20 protein-coding genes are annotated in these 15743 nt (G+C 32.9%); 4 read left to right on the top strand and 16 right to left on the bottom strand.

The genetic code is table 11. The annotated features are described in order from the left end of the window. Positions 1 to 12: 12 nt before the first annotated feature. From ftsL to bshC, 4 genes are all read right to left on the bottom strand, one after another. The gene (gene ftsL, locus FHP05_RS00830) at positions 13 to 381 is read right to left on the bottom strand and encodes a cell division protein FtsL (RefSeq protein ID WP_147665153.1); all 369 of its coding nucleotides are present in this window, start codon (positions 379 to 381) and stop codon (positions 13 to 15) included. Next, complete coding sequence (gene rsmH, locus FHP05_RS00825; RefSeq protein WP_147665151.1) at positions 381 to 1361, bottom strand: 16S rRNA (cytosine(1402)-N(4))-methyltransferase RsmH; 981 nt, start codon at positions 1359 to 1361, stop codon at positions 381 to 383. The genes ftsL and rsmH overlap by 1 nt, the downstream gene beginning before the upstream one ends. A gap of 112 nt (positions 1362 to 1473) precedes the next feature. Further along, the gene (gene mraZ, locus FHP05_RS00820) at positions 1474 to 1905 is read right to left on the bottom strand and encodes a division/cell wall cluster transcriptional repressor MraZ (RefSeq protein ID WP_147665149.1); all 432 of its coding nucleotides are present in this window, start codon (positions 1903 to 1905) and stop codon (positions 1474 to 1476) included. Between the two features lie 360 nt (positions 1906 to 2265). Further along, complete coding sequence (bshC, locus tag FHP05_RS00815; protein WP_147665147.1) at positions 2266 to 3888, bottom strand: bacillithiol biosynthesis cysteine-adding enzyme BshC; 1623 nt, start codon at positions 3886 to 3888, stop codon at positions 2266 to 2268. A 236-nt stretch (positions 3889 to 4124) separates the two neighbouring features. On the opposite strand from bshC, the gene FHP05_RS00810 reads away from it, so the two are divergent. Beyond that, positions 4125 to 4598 (top strand): N-acetyltransferase, encoded by a 474-nt coding sequence (locus FHP05_RS00810; RefSeq protein ID WP_147665145.1) that lies wholly within the window; start codon positions 4125 to 4127, stop codon positions 4596 to 4598. A gap of 95 nt (positions 4599 to 4693) precedes the next feature. Here the strand turns inward: FHP05_RS00810 and FHP05_RS00805 are convergent, their stop codons facing one another. From FHP05_RS00805 to FHP05_RS00790, 4 genes are all read right to left on the bottom strand, one after another. Next, the gene (locus FHP05_RS00805; protein ID WP_147665144.1) at positions 4694 to 5176 is read right to left on the bottom strand and encodes an RsfA family transcriptional regulator; all 483 of its coding nucleotides are present in this window, start codon (positions 5174 to 5176) and stop codon (positions 4694 to 4696) included. A gap of 132 nt (positions 5177 to 5308) precedes the next feature. Beyond that, positions 5309 to 6088 (bottom strand): enoyl-CoA hydratase/isomerase family protein, encoded by a 780-nt coding sequence (locus tag FHP05_RS00800; RefSeq protein ID WP_230973900.1) that lies wholly within the window; start codon positions 6086 to 6088, stop codon positions 5309 to 5311. A gap of 94 nt (positions 6089 to 6182) precedes the next feature. Then, complete coding sequence (rpmF, locus tag FHP05_RS00795) at positions 6183 to 6356, bottom strand: 50S ribosomal protein L32 (RefSeq protein WP_147665142.1); 174 nt, start codon at positions 6354 to 6356, stop codon at positions 6183 to 6185. Between the two features lie 36 nt (positions 6357 to 6392). Then, positions 6393 to 6935, bottom strand: coding sequence for a YceD family protein (locus tag FHP05_RS00790; protein ID WP_147665140.1), 543 nt, complete (start codon positions 6933 to 6935; stop codon positions 6393 to 6395). A gap of 193 nt (positions 6936 to 7128) precedes the next feature. Here FHP05_RS00790 and FHP05_RS00785 point away from each other — a divergent pair, with 193 nt between their 5' ends. After that, positions 7129 to 8343, top strand: coding sequence for a nucleotidyltransferase (locus tag FHP05_RS00785; protein WP_147665138.1), 1215 nt, complete (start codon positions 7129 to 7131; stop codon positions 8341 to 8343). A 51-nt stretch (positions 8344 to 8394) separates the two neighbouring features. Here FHP05_RS00785 and FHP05_RS00780 read toward each other — a convergent pair whose 3' ends face one another. Further along, complete coding sequence (locus FHP05_RS00780) at positions 8395 to 9411, bottom strand: SepM family pheromone-processing serine protease (protein ID WP_147665136.1); 1017 nt, start codon at positions 9409 to 9411, stop codon at positions 8395 to 8397. A 206-nt stretch (positions 9412 to 9617) separates the two neighbouring features. Between FHP05_RS00780 and ylbJ the strand changes: the two genes are divergently transcribed. Then, positions 9618 to 10841: a sporulation integral membrane protein YlbJ gene (gene ylbJ / locus FHP05_RS00775; protein ID WP_147665134.1), complete on the top strand. Its 1224-nt coding sequence runs from the start codon at positions 9618 to 9620 to the stop codon at positions 10839 to 10841. A 124-nt stretch (positions 10842 to 10965) separates the two neighbouring features. Here the strand turns inward: ylbJ and coaD are convergent, their stop codons facing one another. From coaD to FHP05_RS00740, 7 genes are all read right to left on the bottom strand, one after another. Next, positions 10966 to 11451, bottom strand: a complete 486-nt coding sequence (gene coaD, locus FHP05_RS00770) for a pantetheine-phosphate adenylyltransferase (protein WP_147665132.1) — start codon at positions 11449 to 11451, stop codon at positions 10966 to 10968. A 1-nt stretch (position 11452) separates the two neighbouring features. Beyond that, entirely contained in the window at positions 11453 to 12013 is a 561-nt protein-coding gene (rsmD, locus tag FHP05_RS00765) for a 16S rRNA (guanine(966)-N(2))-methyltransferase RsmD (protein WP_147665130.1), read from the bottom strand. 443 nt (positions 12014 to 12456) lie between these two features. Next, positions 12457 to 12720: a YlbG family protein gene (locus tag FHP05_RS00760; RefSeq protein WP_147665128.1), complete on the bottom strand. Its 264-nt coding sequence runs from the start codon at positions 12718 to 12720 to the stop codon at positions 12457 to 12459. A gap of 37 nt (positions 12721 to 12757) precedes the next feature. Beyond that, entirely contained in the window at positions 12758 to 13198 is a 441-nt protein-coding gene (locus tag FHP05_RS00755) for a YlbF family regulator (protein ID WP_147665126.1), read from the bottom strand. 104 nt (positions 13199 to 13302) lie between these two features. Then, positions 13303 to 13536, bottom strand: a complete 234-nt coding sequence (locus FHP05_RS00750) for a YlbE-like family protein (protein ID WP_147665124.1) — start codon at positions 13534 to 13536, stop codon at positions 13303 to 13305. A 5-nt stretch (positions 13537 to 13541) separates the two neighbouring features. Continuing rightward, entirely contained in the window at positions 13542 to 13940 is a 399-nt protein-coding gene (gene ylbD, locus FHP05_RS00745) for a YlbD family protein (RefSeq protein ID WP_147665122.1), read from the bottom strand. An 85-nt stretch (positions 13941 to 14025) separates the two neighbouring features. Beyond that, the gene (locus tag FHP05_RS00740; RefSeq protein WP_147665120.1) at positions 14026 to 15069 is read right to left on the bottom strand and encodes a CAP domain-containing protein; all 1044 of its coding nucleotides are present in this window, start codon (positions 15067 to 15069) and stop codon (positions 14026 to 14028) included. A gap of 172 nt (positions 15070 to 15241) precedes the next feature. Between FHP05_RS00740 and FHP05_RS00735 the strand changes: the two genes are divergently transcribed. Beyond that, on the top strand, positions 15242 to 15604 hold the full coding sequence (locus FHP05_RS00735) for a YugN family protein (RefSeq protein ID WP_147665118.1): 363 nt from the start codon (positions 15242 to 15244) through the stop codon (positions 15602 to 15604). Positions 15605 to 15743 lie beyond the last annotated feature (139 nt).

The raw sequence follows: 15743 nt of genomic DNA, 5'->3' as shown, positions 1-15743 counted from the left end.
TTATTCACCTAACTACTTTTTAAAGACATCTACACTTTTAACCTTTGAATTTTTTATGTTTAGTCCGTTTTCTTTCGCCTTTTGTATGATTCTTTCTGGACGTTGCAATTCTTTCTTTTCAAATTCCAGGGCCTCGATTTTTATTTTTTGATCGTCTACTTTATTTTCTAATGTTTGTACATCACGATTCAATGTATCTGTTGTGGAAGAAAAGGTAACAAGAAATGATGCTGCCAAAAGAAATACACTTGTAAAAAAAACATACAATATTTTCTCGCCCTTTGTTACCCATCCTTTTTTATGTACTTTTTCTTTCGGTTGTGTATTAGGATTTTTCCTTACATAATTTTGTTCCCATGTTTGAACTTTTCTAACAGCCATTATTTTCTCCACCCTTCCTCATATTTAAATTCGTCATTCCATGGATGTTGCTTCTCTACAATTCTTAGTTTTGCTGGTTTTGAACGCCGGTTTCTTTCTAGTTCTTCTTTTGTTGGAATAATAGGTTTTCTTGAAATCAAACGAAATGGAGCTTCAAATTCTTTAGGCATAATCGGCAGATTTCTAGGTGTTTCTTTTGGCCGACTCCATTTTTTAAATGCTTGCTTACATAATCTATCTTCTAATGAATGAAAGGTAATTACTGCAATTCTTCCATGGATGTTTACTACTCTTGCAGCTTGATGAAGGGCATCTTGGAAAACTTTCAATTCATCATTCACAGCAATTCTAAGTGACTGAAAAATACGTTTTGCAGGGTGTCCACCTTTCCTTCGCGCTGGTGCAGGTATTGCTTCTTTTATAAGTTCCACAAGTTGATAGGTTGTGTCAATTGCTTCTGTTTTACGCCTTTGCTCTATTTTTCTTGCAATTTGTTTTGAAAATTTTTCTTCACCATATTTGAAAAAAATTTTAACAAGATCTTCATATGGCCATGTATTCACAATATGATGTGCGTTAAGTTCTTTAGATTGGTTCATGCGCATATCTAATTTGGCATCAAAACGATAGCTAAATCCTCTTTCGCCTTTATCAAATTGTGGAGAAGACACTCCTAAATCAAATAGAATACCATCCACATTCGAAATTTGATGTCGCTCTAGCTCAATTTCAAGATTTTGAAAGTTATTATGGATAAATAAAACTTGATCAATATATGGTTCGAGACGAGACTTTGCTGCTTGTAGTGCTTCTATATCTTGGTCAAAAGCAATCAATAATCCATCTTTATCTAATTGTTTGACGATATTTAAGGAATGACCAGCCCCACCAACCGTACAATCCACGTATGTACCATTTGGTTTAATCTGTAATCCTTCTATCGCTTCTTTTTGTAATACTGTTTCATGTTCAAACGTCATAACTATTCGCTCCTTGAAACGTTTTGGCCGTTTTTATTAGGCTGTTTTGTGTTTGTTTTGTTTATTATGTTCTCGTTTTAGAAAAACAGCCTCTCACTTTTTCCAACGTATTCTAAATATCAAAATCCATTAGGTTTTCTGCTATATCTGCAAAGGATTCCTCAGATTGTGCGAAATAATCCTCCCATACACCTTTCGCCCAAAATTCAATCCGATTAGACACACCGATAACAACACACTCACGGTCTAATACGGCATAATTTCTTAAAGGAGCAGGGATATTTATTCTTCCCTGTTTATCTATTTCACATTCGACTGCACCTGAAAAGAAGAATCGTGTAAACGCACGGGCATCTTTTTTAGTTAAGGGCAGTTTTTTTAGCTTTTGTTCCAGGATCTTCCACTCTTCCATGGGGTAACAAAATAAGCATTGGTCAAGTCCACGAGTCACAACAAAGCTACTCCCGAGTTCTTCACGAAACTTAGAAGGAACAATAATTCTTCCTTTTGTATCAATGTTGTGTTGAAATTCACCCATAAACATAGACATTTCCCCACTTTCTTATTTTCATGTTACCACAACTCACCACAATGCTCCACCCTATTTTTAAATCAATGCTATTTTTTTATAAAAAATGAAGAAAATGCTTCAAAAAAAGACTCTATATTTTGTTGTGTCTCCTAAAGAAACCCTGTAGTATCAATGGTTTGATTAACTTACCATGGAAAACAAACCATTAGTGGAGGAAGGTGGGGGATTTTTTCCATAAAGTGAAACGTAAATCAGCGAGGTTTTACTGTCAGTTAATCTGCGATAAAAAAAGCAACCAGTTTCAAATAACTGATTGCTCTTCCTTTAAATTGGTTCCTTTCGTATATATTTTTAGAAAATGGCCTTTAAAATTTATAATTGAACTAAATAATGATCATTGGTAAAAGTGATATCTTGTTCAATTAATTGCCTAATAAATGATATTCCATATTGATTCATCCATGGTAAAGGATTCCATACACGTTCTTGCAGACCTCCTAATGGATGTAAATATTGATTTAATTCATCAAATGCTGCTAAATCAGTAGTATATTTTTCCTCCATTGAAAGTGAAATTCTTTTTTGTAAAAATTCAATCTCCCGATTAATCCGCTCTAAGTTCTTTTCAGCAAGTCCTCCTAAATCATCCCGCATTTGTTGTGCAATGGATCGAATTGGTTTATGGGAAGCATCTACTGTTTTCTTTAATTGATGAAACATATGTTCAATTGGTGGATGAAATTGCGATTGTAACCACTTTTGTTTATAGAAATCTACTCCATGATTCACCACATCTGTAACGGTAATTCCATATTTTTCCGCCTTATCCACTATTTGCTGATTTACCATTGTAAAAGATAAACGTGGAATAAGTGGTGGCATATTCATTTGTAATATATGGAATGCATTCTTTAATACTGACCAATAGCTAATTTCACCAGGCCCACCAATAAAAGCAAGTGTCGGAAATAATAAATCTTGCATTAATGGCCTCGTTACAACATTATTACTTAATAAATGAGGTTTATTTTTTGCTATATGAACTAACTCTTCAGTTGTAAACATCACTTCCTTTTGTTTACCAACCCAGTTTCCTTGTTCATCCCGAAAAAGTAAAATCCGTTCATGATTCTTGTGATAAAAAAGATGACCTGCATTTTCTGCAACATCTAAGTCGATTGTGTAACCTAAATAGAGTAATTTTTTATGGGCTTGATATACATGGTGATTTATTTCCTGTTGATTCTCAATCATTTGTACAAAATAATTTGCTTCTAATTGACGAATGTCTTGATTTCCTGAATCCGCTAGGACAATTCCTTCATTTTGAAATAAATAGAACAAAACATTTGCAAAGAAATCAACATATGTATTCGACTTATCCAAACATCGATTCATCTCTTCATACAATGATTTTGTATGTTTTGTTTCATTCAAATGAGTAAAAACAGTATCTAACCACCGTGTTGCATGTTCTTTATTTAATTCAATATCAGAGACCGGATATTTTTCTAGTATAGTTTGTTGGATATGAAGTTTCTTCATTTCTGTTTTTTCTGGCATATAAACATGATTAATTTCCGCAAAGTCGTGATCTTCCCCCGCAATCCAGAATACTGGAATAACAGGCCTTGTAAGTAGTTTTTCCTGTTGTTTAGCATATGTAACAATGGAAATTATTTTATGGATGGTATACATCGGACCGGTCAACAATCCTGCTTGTTGTCCTCCAATGACAACAACGCTTTCTGGATCTTTTAAACGATCAATATTATGCATGGTTGATTCTGGTGCATCCCATGTTTTATTCATTGTTTTTAAAACTTCAGCAAGCCTTTTTCGTTGAAATGACCGATTCATTAATTCATTGACCCTATCCTTTAAACTCCGTTCTGTTTCCTCATAATCAAAAAATGATTGTAAATCACTCTTCTTATTTTTATAATCATATATTAATTTATTCTGTTGTTCTATTTTAATAGGGTCGATTCGCATAAGTCACAAGCTCCTTTATATAATAATACTTAATATGTATTTTAAATAATCTTCAAAGGAATTTCATGCTTTTTGTATTATAGCTACTTATTTAAGGTAAATATGGCAAAAAATTATCATTTATAAATACTTAAGCATTATTTCCTTGTCCTATATTTCATTCTTAACAAATTTATATTATAATTGTGTAAAAGACTTAAAATTTAAATGATTCATTTCATTAAGGGGGAGATCATATGGATACAGTTAAGATAGAAAGACTATTAATTAACTATAAGACATTAGAACAATTTAAACAATTCAAAGAATATGGTCATCAAGAACTGTCTATGTTGGAAGACCTACAGTCAAATATGATTGAAAATAATAGTGAATCACCATTCTATGGGATTTACTATGGAGATTCATTGATTGCACGAATGAGTTTATACAAAGTTAATAAAGAATACGATGTTTATTTTGATCCACCAACTGATTATATGGAACTATGGAAAGTTGAGGTGCTACCTAATTATCAAGGAAGAGGATACGGAAAAGCACTGATTGATTTTGCCAAAGGCTTCCAATTACCAATTAAAACCAATCCACGCATTAATTCGCATCAATTTTGGGAAAAAATGGGGTTCCAAAAAGCACATTATGATATGGAGAGGGACTTGGGAGCAAATCCATTAATTTGGTTACCTGAGGGAATTAAAGAAAAAATATAATAGTTCATGAAAAACGCTGTTGCATCACCTAATTACATTTTTTACCCATTTGCAGCAGCGTTTTCATATCTTTATAAATATATAATTATGATAACTTATTTCAATTCAGAATCTCCGTGCACCCAATGCCAAAGTTTTTCCATTTCCTTCCACGCACTCTCGTATCGAGTAATTTTTTCTTTTAAATCATTATTTTCTTGTTCTAATTGAACAACGTCTTTTTTTTGTGTTTTCTCTTCTTCACTATGCTTCATTCCATAATCCATCTTCATCTTTTCTAGTAAAGAGATTGCCGCTTCAATCGAATTTTGTTGTTTCTCTATCCCCTCATTCACAGGATATTGATGATGAGTTCTCTTCTTTCGTGCATCTTTTGCCAAAGAAATTGCATCTTGGTATTTTTTACGTAGTGTTGCATTCCATCGAAAACCACACGCAGCAGAAGTTCTTGATAAATGTTCGGCCACCATTTTAAAAGCTTCTAATTGTGTCTTCCCATCCCGGATATATCTTAAAACTGTTTCTGCCAATATCTTATCTTCTTCTTCTGTCCACGCATCCTGTCGAGTCACATACATACATATCACTCCTTAGCCTTCTTTGCTATCAATGTATGCAATAACTAGGATTGATAGAATCATTTTTTCACAATTTCAAAGGTTTTACGAAAAAATATCTACCTAACACTTTGTTACCAGAAAGGATATAGATTATATATGTTCTGTTTTCTTTCGTTCTAGAAACGTATTAACCGCCTCTACATGGGCAGGTGAGTGCCATTCTTTTGCACAATTTCTAATTTCTTCATTCATTTCTGCAGACAATGCCAGACTAGCAATCTTTCTTTTATACTGTTCCTTTAATGTTTGCATTAATGAAATAGACTTAGAAATATATGGTTCAATCATACTTTCTAAATTCCCCCACGCATCTTCAGAGATTAACCGATGGATCCACCCTTGCTTTTGTAAGTATTGTCCTTCGTATATCTTCCCCTCTAAAATCCATTGAAAAGCAAAACTCGGATGAACTTTTTCGTATAACAATATACCTCCACCCCAAGCAGGTGTAATTCCAATTGTAGATTGTATAAAACCAAAGCTTGTCCCTTCTTTAGCAATACGAATATCGCATGCTGTTGCTATCTCACATCCCCCACCTAAAGCATCTCCATTTAATAAACAAATAACAGGCACAGGAAAGGAAACAATATCCATAAGTACCTCTTTCATCTGATACAATTCCTGAAATGCTTCTTCTTCTGTTAGATTTCCATGTAAATATGTCAAATCCCCACCTGCACAAAACATACGCTCTCCAGCTCCGGTTATAACTAAACAATTCATTTGTTCATGTTTTGCTTGTTTTAAAGCTCTTTTAAATTGCTCGACCATCCTTTTTGAAATTGCATTTCGCTTTTCAGGACGCTCTATTCGAATAAGTCCATATGTATTATTTATATTTTGGTAGAAAATCTCTCCGCACATCATATACCCTATCCTTTCGCTTTATAAGTTGAGATATCACGATAGAAAAAAACAGATTACTTGTACAAGCAATCTGTTCTCTCACCAGAATAAGTCATTATTCAGCTACGACTTCTTTCCCATCATAATGTCCACATGCTTTACATACATGATGTGGTTTTGTTGGTTCACCACAGTTAGGACATTCTACTAAACCAGGTACATGTAATTTTTTATGCGTACGACGTTGGTTTTTAACCTTTTTAGATGTTCTTCTTTTAGGTACCGCCACGACACACACCTCCTTTAAAGAAAAGTGTTATTATCGTTACTTTTCTTTCTTATTATCCTTTAACAGAGATTGTAATTTTTTCATACGTGGATCAATCGATGGTTCTCGTTCAGATTTATTTTCCTCTGAAACTACTTCCCATCCTCGACCTTCTTGAGGTACATTATTCTGCGCTTTTTCATCCTGTGAAAAAACCCGAAATGGCATATCTAATAAAATATTTTCCTTTATATATGGAGTTAAGTCAAGCACTTCTCCATCAATTCGATGAATTTCTTCTTCCTCTTCTTCTTTTCCATAGTATGGTGAAATAGAGAAAATTTCCAATGCATCTATTTCAAAGGAATACTTTACATCCACTAATGTTCGGGCACAAGGTAAAATCATTTCTCCAGTTATAGTAAAAGTAAAAATAATTTCTTCTCCTTGCATCACATAGTTTCCAGCAACATCAACAGAATTAATTTTACGAATCTCATCATTTAATTGCTTTAGATCAGAAACATCTACTTCTTCTTTAAAATAAAAAGAAGTATTATTTATTGTGTTTTTCTTAATCTGTCCTAAAGTAAATTTCAATCATATCACCTCAAGGGAACAAGAATAATTTTATATAGAAAATCCCGTTTTGTCAATATGAATATACTTACTTTTATATTCTTCACTATTTTAATGATTAGTATCTCCAGTGTTACAAGATGCATGCTACGTACTTTTTTGATAAACTATGAAAACAGTTACTATTATAAAAATATATTGGAGTTGGGAAATAATGAATGCTTGTGGTTTAATTGTTGAATATAACCCTTTTCATAATGGACATCTATATCATGCAAGGCAAGCTAAAAAGATTACGAATGCAGATGTTCTAATTGCAGTTATGAGTGGCTCTTTTCTTCAACGAGGTGAACCCGCAATTGTCGATAAATATCATCGTACAAAAATGGCCCTCAACTCAGGGATTGACCTCGTTATTGAACTTCCGTATGGATATGCGGTCCAAAGTAGTAACCTTTTTGCATTCGGAAGTGTCCAATCATTACATCAATTAGGTGTTGAACAGCTATGCTTTGGTAGCGAATCAGGCGATATTCAATCCTTTCTGAATCATTATCATATGCTTCAGGAAAACAAAGCACAATATCAGCATACACTGAAAGAATATTTAACTCAAGGACTTCCTTTTCCAGTAGCTAATAAGAAAGCCTTAGAAAAAATTATACCTGCAAACACGATTGATTTTTCTAAACCAAATAACATTTTAGGATTTAGTTATATTCGGCAAATACTTGAACAAGAACTTGATATACAAGCCTGTACAATCAAACGAATTAAAAATGATTATCATGATACAGAAATTACAAATTCCATTACAAGTGCTACAAGTATTCGCACAAAAATCATAGACCAAAAAGAAAATATAAATAAAATCAAAGAAACGATGCCATTTCAATCAACTAAACAGCTGCAATCATATTATAATAAAACAAAAACATGGCATCATTGGGAACTGTATTTTCCTTATCTACAATATAAAATAGGAACGATGACACCTGAAGAACTTGTTACCATTGAAGGTATAGATGAAGGAATCGAATATCGTATTAAAAAATTCACAAAAAAAGCTGTAACATTTTATGATTTAATGCAAAAAATAAAAACAAAAAGATATACCTGGACACGATTACAACGTATGTTTCTACATATTTTAACCAATACGAAGAAAGAAGAGATGAAGTCTATAAAAGAATCCCGTTCTATTCCATATATTCGTTTACTTGGTATGAACAAAAATGGACAATTATTTTTAAATCAGAAAAAAAGCAATCTTTCTATCCCAATTGTCTCCAGCTATCAGCGTGAAATGCATCCTTTATTAAAAATAGAAGAAAGAGCTTCATACACATATTATAGTATTATTCCACCACAGATCCGGCGTCATTTATTCAAGCAAGAAATTCAAGGTCCAATTATTCTAAATGATTAATATAAAAAACCGAGACTAAATGAACATAAAATTGTCTCGGTTTTTATATCACTATTTTTCTAATTCCTTTAAGTAAGTTAAAGCCTCTTCAAACGTATCCACTGGTATAATTTTCATATCGGTATCTATTTCTTCGGCGGTTTGTTTTGCTACTGCATAATTAGAGTCTTTTTTTCCATTTTCATTTGCCGCAAAGAATATATCACATCCTTTTCGATGTGCTGCAATCACCTTCTTGTCAACTCCGCCAATTCGATGCACATTTCCTTCATAATCAATTTCACCTGTGCCAGCAATATTTAATCCACCTGTCAAATCTTCTTCCGTTAGCTGGTCATATATTTCTAAAGCGAACATCAATCCTGCACTTGGACCACCAATATTTCCACTTGAAAAATTAACTTTTGGAGTTACATTAACATGCCGATCAGTAACTAATTTAATTCCAATCCCGATTTTTCCTTCTTCAGAAAGTTGCTCTAATTCTACATCCTTTGTTAATGATTTATCTTCCCGTATAATATCAAGTGTTAACTTATCATCAACTTGCTTTTTTTCAATATAACGAATTAAATCATCTGCTTCTTTTATTTCTGTATCATCTACTCCTACAATGCGATCACCAGGTTCAAGAATTCCATCTGCAGGCATATTTTCCATAACAGAAACGACGTAGATTCCGTCATATTCAATATCTATTTCTTTGTCTGCTTCTTCATATGCAACCATTATAGATGCTTCTTGTGAATTCTCCATCATTAGTAATTGGGCATGGAAATATTCCTCATCACTAATTTCTTTTGGGATGACTTGTTCAATTGGCATTACTTCTTGATGTGGTATTATTTTCGCCATTAAAAACTGAATCGGTGTAGCAGGTCCACCTTTCACTGTAACTAGGTGCATATCCCCTTTACTTGGAAAAGCCCCTTCTACTTCAACAATTGGATTTAACTCATCTGCTTCCCCTGGCTTATAAATATAATATGGAAGTTGATAAAATGATAAAAATATTGCCAGCAAAATTGCTAAAGTAGAAGAGATAATAAATCTTTTCGTTAACTTCATTCTGGAACTCCTTTCTGCCCATTATTTAATCTTCAACTTCTTTGTTCGATTAAGAAATAAATGATGTCATAATCTCCTATTGTACTGGCGTATATTGATAAAGACATGCTTTATATATATTTATACATCCATGAATTTTATATAATCACTATATTTTACAATAAGTGTAATAAAAAGTACATTGTTATACTCTAGGGGGAAATACATTGAAGCAAGTAATAATAACAATCGTTTTAGCAAGCTTTGTCATCTTCTTAGCTTCCTTACTCATCACATTTCCTAAAGAAGCATTTGATGCTAGTCTTCTCGGCTTAAACATGTGGTGGGAAGTAGTTTTTCCATCACTGTTACCTTTTTTCATTATTGCTGAATTATTACTCAGCTTTGGAGTTGTAAAATTTATTGGTCGTATATTGGAACCGGTAATGAGGCCTATTTTTAATGTTCCAGGAGTAGGCAGTTTTGCTTGGATTATGGGGATGGCAAGTGGATACCCAACAGGAGCAAAAATAACAGCAAGATTACGAGAAGAAGGGGAACTCTCCCAAATAGAAGCAGAACGTCTAGTAGCTTTTACAAATGCATCTAGTCCATTATTTATCTTTGGCGCAATCGCTGTCGGTTTTTTTCATGATGCAGCCCTTGGATTGTTTATTGCAGTATGCCATTATGCGGGAAATCTTCTCGTTGGTATTTGTATGCGATTTTACGGAAAAAATCCCAAACAAAAAGAATCTATGACGAGAAAAAGTGTTAAAAGAAAAACCACTTTAAAACAGGCATTTAAGGAAATGCATCAAATGAGAATGGCAGACACCCGTCCTCTTGGTATGATCCTAGGTGATGCTGTTATTCAATCCATTAAAACACTCATCATGGTTGGAGGATTCATTATTTTATTCTCTGTCCTAACGGAGATGCTCTATCTTGTTCACATTACACAAATTGTCGCCAATTTAATTGAATATGTATTAAATATGTTTACTTTACCCGGAGATTTAAGTCTCCCACTTGTTTCTGGTTTATTCGAGATTACAGTTGGTGCAAATTTAATCTCTCAAATATCTGCAGATCCATTACTGGCAAAAATAATCATCATTAGCTTTATTCTCGGCTTTAATGGTTTTTCAATTCAAGCACAAGTTGCAAGTATTCTTGCAAATACAGATATTCGTTTCTATCCTTATTTTATGGCGCGATTATTACATGGAATATTTGCTAGTATATTAACCATTATATTGTATTACCCACTATATGTAGCAAGAAAGCCAATTGCAGGTAGTAATGTTCCTGTTATGTATTCTAATCAAGTGGATGCATGGATGAAAGCGTTTAGCTTTATAAAAGAGATTGGCCCGTATTTCTCCTTCATCTTCGTCGGAATAGCAATTATTATTATGTTTAATCGGACAAGAAAAATGAGAGTATAAAAATATAAAATAAAAAGTCCTGTGTTTCTAGAGACGGATGTATGAAATATGTATTGAACTATTATACAAGCTAACCCCCAAGAATGATGCTATTTCTAGTTACACAGGACTCTTGTATTTCATTTTATTTTTTGTTGAATTTCTCTCGTAGTGCAATTTCTACTATTTCAGGAACTAACTCTGATACCGATGCGCCATACTGTGCAACCTCTTTTACAATACTTGAACTAAGAAAAGAATATTGACTGTTTGTCATCATAAACAGCGTTTCCACTTTTTCATTTAAGCGCCTATTCATTGATGTAATCCGCATTTCATATTCAAAATCACTCACAGCGCGTAAACCTCTTAAAACAACTTGAGCATTTTTCTTTTCTGCATAGTCAGTTAATAATCCACTACTGGAATCTACAAAAACGTTTGGAAAATCCTTTGTACATTCCCTAATTAACTCTAGTCTTTCTTCTACAGTAAATAATGGATTTTTTGATTGGTTATTAAATACTGTTACAATAACTTTATCAAAAATTCTTGCTCCTCTTTGAATAATGTCAAGATGTCCATATGTAATTGGATCAAAACTGCCCGGACAGATCGCTAATTTTCCCATTTTATTTTTCCCCCTTTTGAAAAATAGTAATTCCTGTAGTTCCCCCATAAACTTGCTGTTTGAAAAGTGTTAAATAGCTGTTTTTACATAAAATATTCTCACTTGCATCATGCTCACAATAAATGAAACCGCTTTCTCCAAGAATTTGATGCGACATGATGGAATCAATTAATGCGCCATATTTTCCTATTTTATATGGTGGATCTAAAAATACAAGCTGAAAGGTCAATCCTCTTTTGGCAAGTACCTTAATCGCTCGGAAAGCATCATTTCGGTATACTTCTGTTTCTTCAGTAAGATCCAATGTCTTTAAGTTATTTTTTATCGTTTGAATTGCTTTTCCCTGCTTATCAATAAATATAGCTTCATCCATTCCTCGGCTTAAAGCTTCAATTCCTAACGAACCACTTCCAGCGAATAAATCTAAACATCTCCCACCATGAAAATATGGACCAATCATTTGAAAAACGGATTCTTTTATTTTATCTGTTGTAGGTCTTGTTTTTTGACCTGGAACTGCCTTTAACGCTCTTCCTTTATGTTTTCCTGCAATAACTCGCATGTTACCACCCCAAACAAGTTCACTCGACATTTATCCTATCATAAAGCGACAATATTTTACATAAGATTATACCTTTTTTCCTAAAAAAAATAAAAATTCTTTCCTTCAATGGCCTACTATTATTGTTAGAAAAGCATTTCCTCTTCATAATTTTTCTTATAATGAGAAAGAATTTATTCTCATTGTTGTGATATGTTAAACGACTACTTAATACTTTTTTAAAACAATGCAACCAATTATGTATATATTTATTCTTTTTGTCTAAAATAATCAGTGAGACAGCTACTTTACATAGCTGTTTTAGAACACGGAGAAGACTTACACTTCCCCATAAGTTATCTCCGGTTTCTCCTCTCCCTTTGCCTCTTTGTTTTCTTTATTGAAAACAAAGAGACCTGCAGATGTGATATCTGCAGGTTTTTTTATGGACTAAAACCTAGTAATCAAATTTTATAATCGTATTGTTTTGCTTTGTCTGGGATCACATATTCAAACGTGGTGTCTACAAACGGCTTATAAGAACGTTCTACTTTCGATACAAAAGGATACTCTAATAATCGTTCTTCAATATCGTCTATTTTCGATTGATCAACATATATTACGGCATATTTCATTTTTTTAGATGCATATAAAAGATGTCCATGTCTTCGTAATTTTTTTAAATTCTTTCTATGTTGAAACCAAACAATAATTCCTTGGCGTGCCAATAATTTCTCCACCTCACTTTATTTATTTTTATCTATATTAAGAGGCTTGACAGCCACATCCATTTCCAGAACCACAACCACAACCGCTATCTGTTAACGCTGCCCCATCTTTAGGGACTTTTATATTTTCGCTTACACTATTTGCAATTACCTCACTTACATCATCAAGTAAGCGCTGTATATTTCGTTCAGCTACTTTAAATTGAGCAACTTTCTCATTTAAATCCATTTTTCGCTTTGTAGCTCGAACATTTTTCATAATTTCATTATAGTCCGGATGATAACGTCCAAACCGTTTAACATCTTCATAATCATCTTTTATATTTACAAAATCACGGATTAGTCCTTGAGCGGTCTGGTCATATTGTAATTCTATTTTAGCATTTTTATAATCCTGCATCACATCAGACTGGAGTATGATTGCTCCTAATTGTTCTGATTGATCTAGTATTTCTATATATTGTTCATTTACAATCATGCATATTCACCCCTATCTTCTAATTCATTTTAACATATTCGTGCATGTTCAAAAAGAATCAACACCTTTTAGTTAAAATAAAAGAAGACAGAAAAAGCATAAAGTTACTCATTCATTAACTCGATTAACTGAACTAGCATTGTAATCATCTGTACATTCTCATTTAATTTTTCTACCCTACCAGTAAAATTTTTGCCATAAAATTGTTTTGCTACCTTCTCAAGCTCTTGTATATTACTAGGGTTTCGTGATAGATAACGATACCATATTGGTTGCTTACGGACAGTTCTTAATAAATCAGGCCGTGCTTTTAAATAAGCCATAACAGATTGATCCATATTATTTAATCCCTAAACAAATGAAATAAGTGATTTGGACGCTCTTTTGGTGTTGGATTTTTTGATTTTTTATATTGGTTAATTAGTTCTTGTACTGTTGATAATGTTTCATTTAATTGGCTTACTTGGTTTTGTACTCTATCAAAATCAATTTGATTGGTCAATTTAACAATTTGTGAAAATAATTCTGCTTTCTTACCACCTGATTCACTCTTGCTTTCTGAATCCTCATCTGATTCCTTATATGTGTCCCAAAACGAGTCATCTTCCCCAAGTAAGAGCCATTTTTCATAGTATTCCTGCCAAGAACGGCCGTTTTTCCTTATTTCTGTAATTAGTTTCGGATGGTTATTGATAAATGTTTTAAACGCAAGCACGGTAGGGTCTAATTTTTGTTCACTCATTTTTTCACCTCAAATGATAACGTATTTGAAGTATTTCATCCCTATAATATGCGAAAATGATTGCCGTCGTGCACTATTTCCAGTTTTACGGATTTTCTAAAAAATTTTGTGTATAATACATTCTATAGACTCCCACCCCTAAATGTGTGTATTCTTTATTTAACAAAGCCTCCCGATGTCCTTTACTATTTAACCAGCCCGCCATTGCTGATGGTGCGTCTGGATATAATGCAGCAATATTTTCTCCTGCCGCAACATAAAAAACATCCTCAGCCCTTAAACGCTCTTTTAGACCACTACCGTCTAATCCGTAATGGGAAAAGTACTGTTCATTCTCCATATCCTTACTATGCAAATAGGCTACCTTTCTTACTGTTTCATCCCATTCTAATCCATTTATTTGATGATTTTTTCTAAATTGATTGGTTATATCAAAAATTTGTTGTTCCATTCCCTTTTCTATTTTCTCCCACTGTTCTTCCGTTAAATTTAGTTCTTCTGGTAATTGACCGCGATATTTAATCTCGTATGGACGATGTTTTAATAAAACATCACCTGTTAAAACTCGAATAGATGACAGCTTATTTGTAAATATATCAAAATACAATTGCATAAATATATGATCTGTTACTTGAACCAATGGTTTTGATTTGATTTCTTCTTTTGACAATCTAAATTGATAGGAATTTAGTTTGTGTTGATAGGTTACCTCTTTTGAAAAATCCAATTCTTCATTTAAATCTTTATAGGGTTTCCCAATTGTAACAGGTTCAAATTGGATATCACCCGTGCCATAAATTGTCACAACTTTTTCATCTTCCACACCAAACTGGAGGTATGATTCCTCATCCGGGTAAACCCACCATACATAGCCGTATGCGCTCATATCCTTTCGAATTGGATCACCAAATTCCTCTTCTAATTCATTCGTAGATTTTCCAATCATATCAAATATAGGTCCAGTAAATTGCTCGCTTAACACCTTTTTATGAGGAATTTGTTTTGTTTCTAATTGATTTTCCTTTTCCATAACTGACTCATTACTTTTTAATGTGCTATTATTTATGAAGAAAACAATGGTTAAAACAGCAATAGAGCCTATCAATAATAGTATTTTCCACAAACGCATTCAATCATCACCTTCTATATTTTATTCATTAATTTAATATATGTACTAGATTTGCATTGTATGACCATTAACAAATCTCTTTAATTAAAGAAAATCATACTCATATTAATTGCAACTTCTAAGTTTTCATACTATGATAATTTAGAAAGGACTATTTTGTGAGGTGAAAAGAATGAAATTGGAAAATTTAGGTATAGAAGATTTAACTTTCGACTTAAAACCACTTGATCATGTCATGGGAAAACACGCCTTTATCCGTGCTGGCCAATGGGATTATGATCGTGTTACATATGATTATAAGATTGGCTCAACAGAAAAAAACGTTACATATTATATCCGTATTCAAGGATATGCCATTGAAGGTGATGTTGATCGTGGGGATGCCGTCATTAAACTTATGACACCACTACTTGGAAAACACTATTACCCACATGGTATCGAATACGGCGAGGAAGAATTTTCCGAAAACTTAATTGAACGTGCCAATAAACTTATTACGAAAGCAAAAGAGGAACTCATTCAATATAAAAAATAATATTTCCTTTGTCGCTAACCGACTGTTTTTTTATAAACAGTCGGTTTTTAAATATACAGTTCCTGTTAGGTATTCAAATGAATAGATATGATGGTGAGTTTTTTTAAAATAAAACCATTTCTATAAGATTCATATAATG

This window comes from Cerasibacillus terrae, assembly GCF_008039555.1.
GTDB classification, from domain to species: domain Bacteria; phylum Bacillota; class Bacilli; order Bacillales; family Amphibacillaceae; genus Cerasibacillus; species Cerasibacillus terrae.
This window is presented reverse-complemented; position numbering and strand designations above follow the sequence as displayed.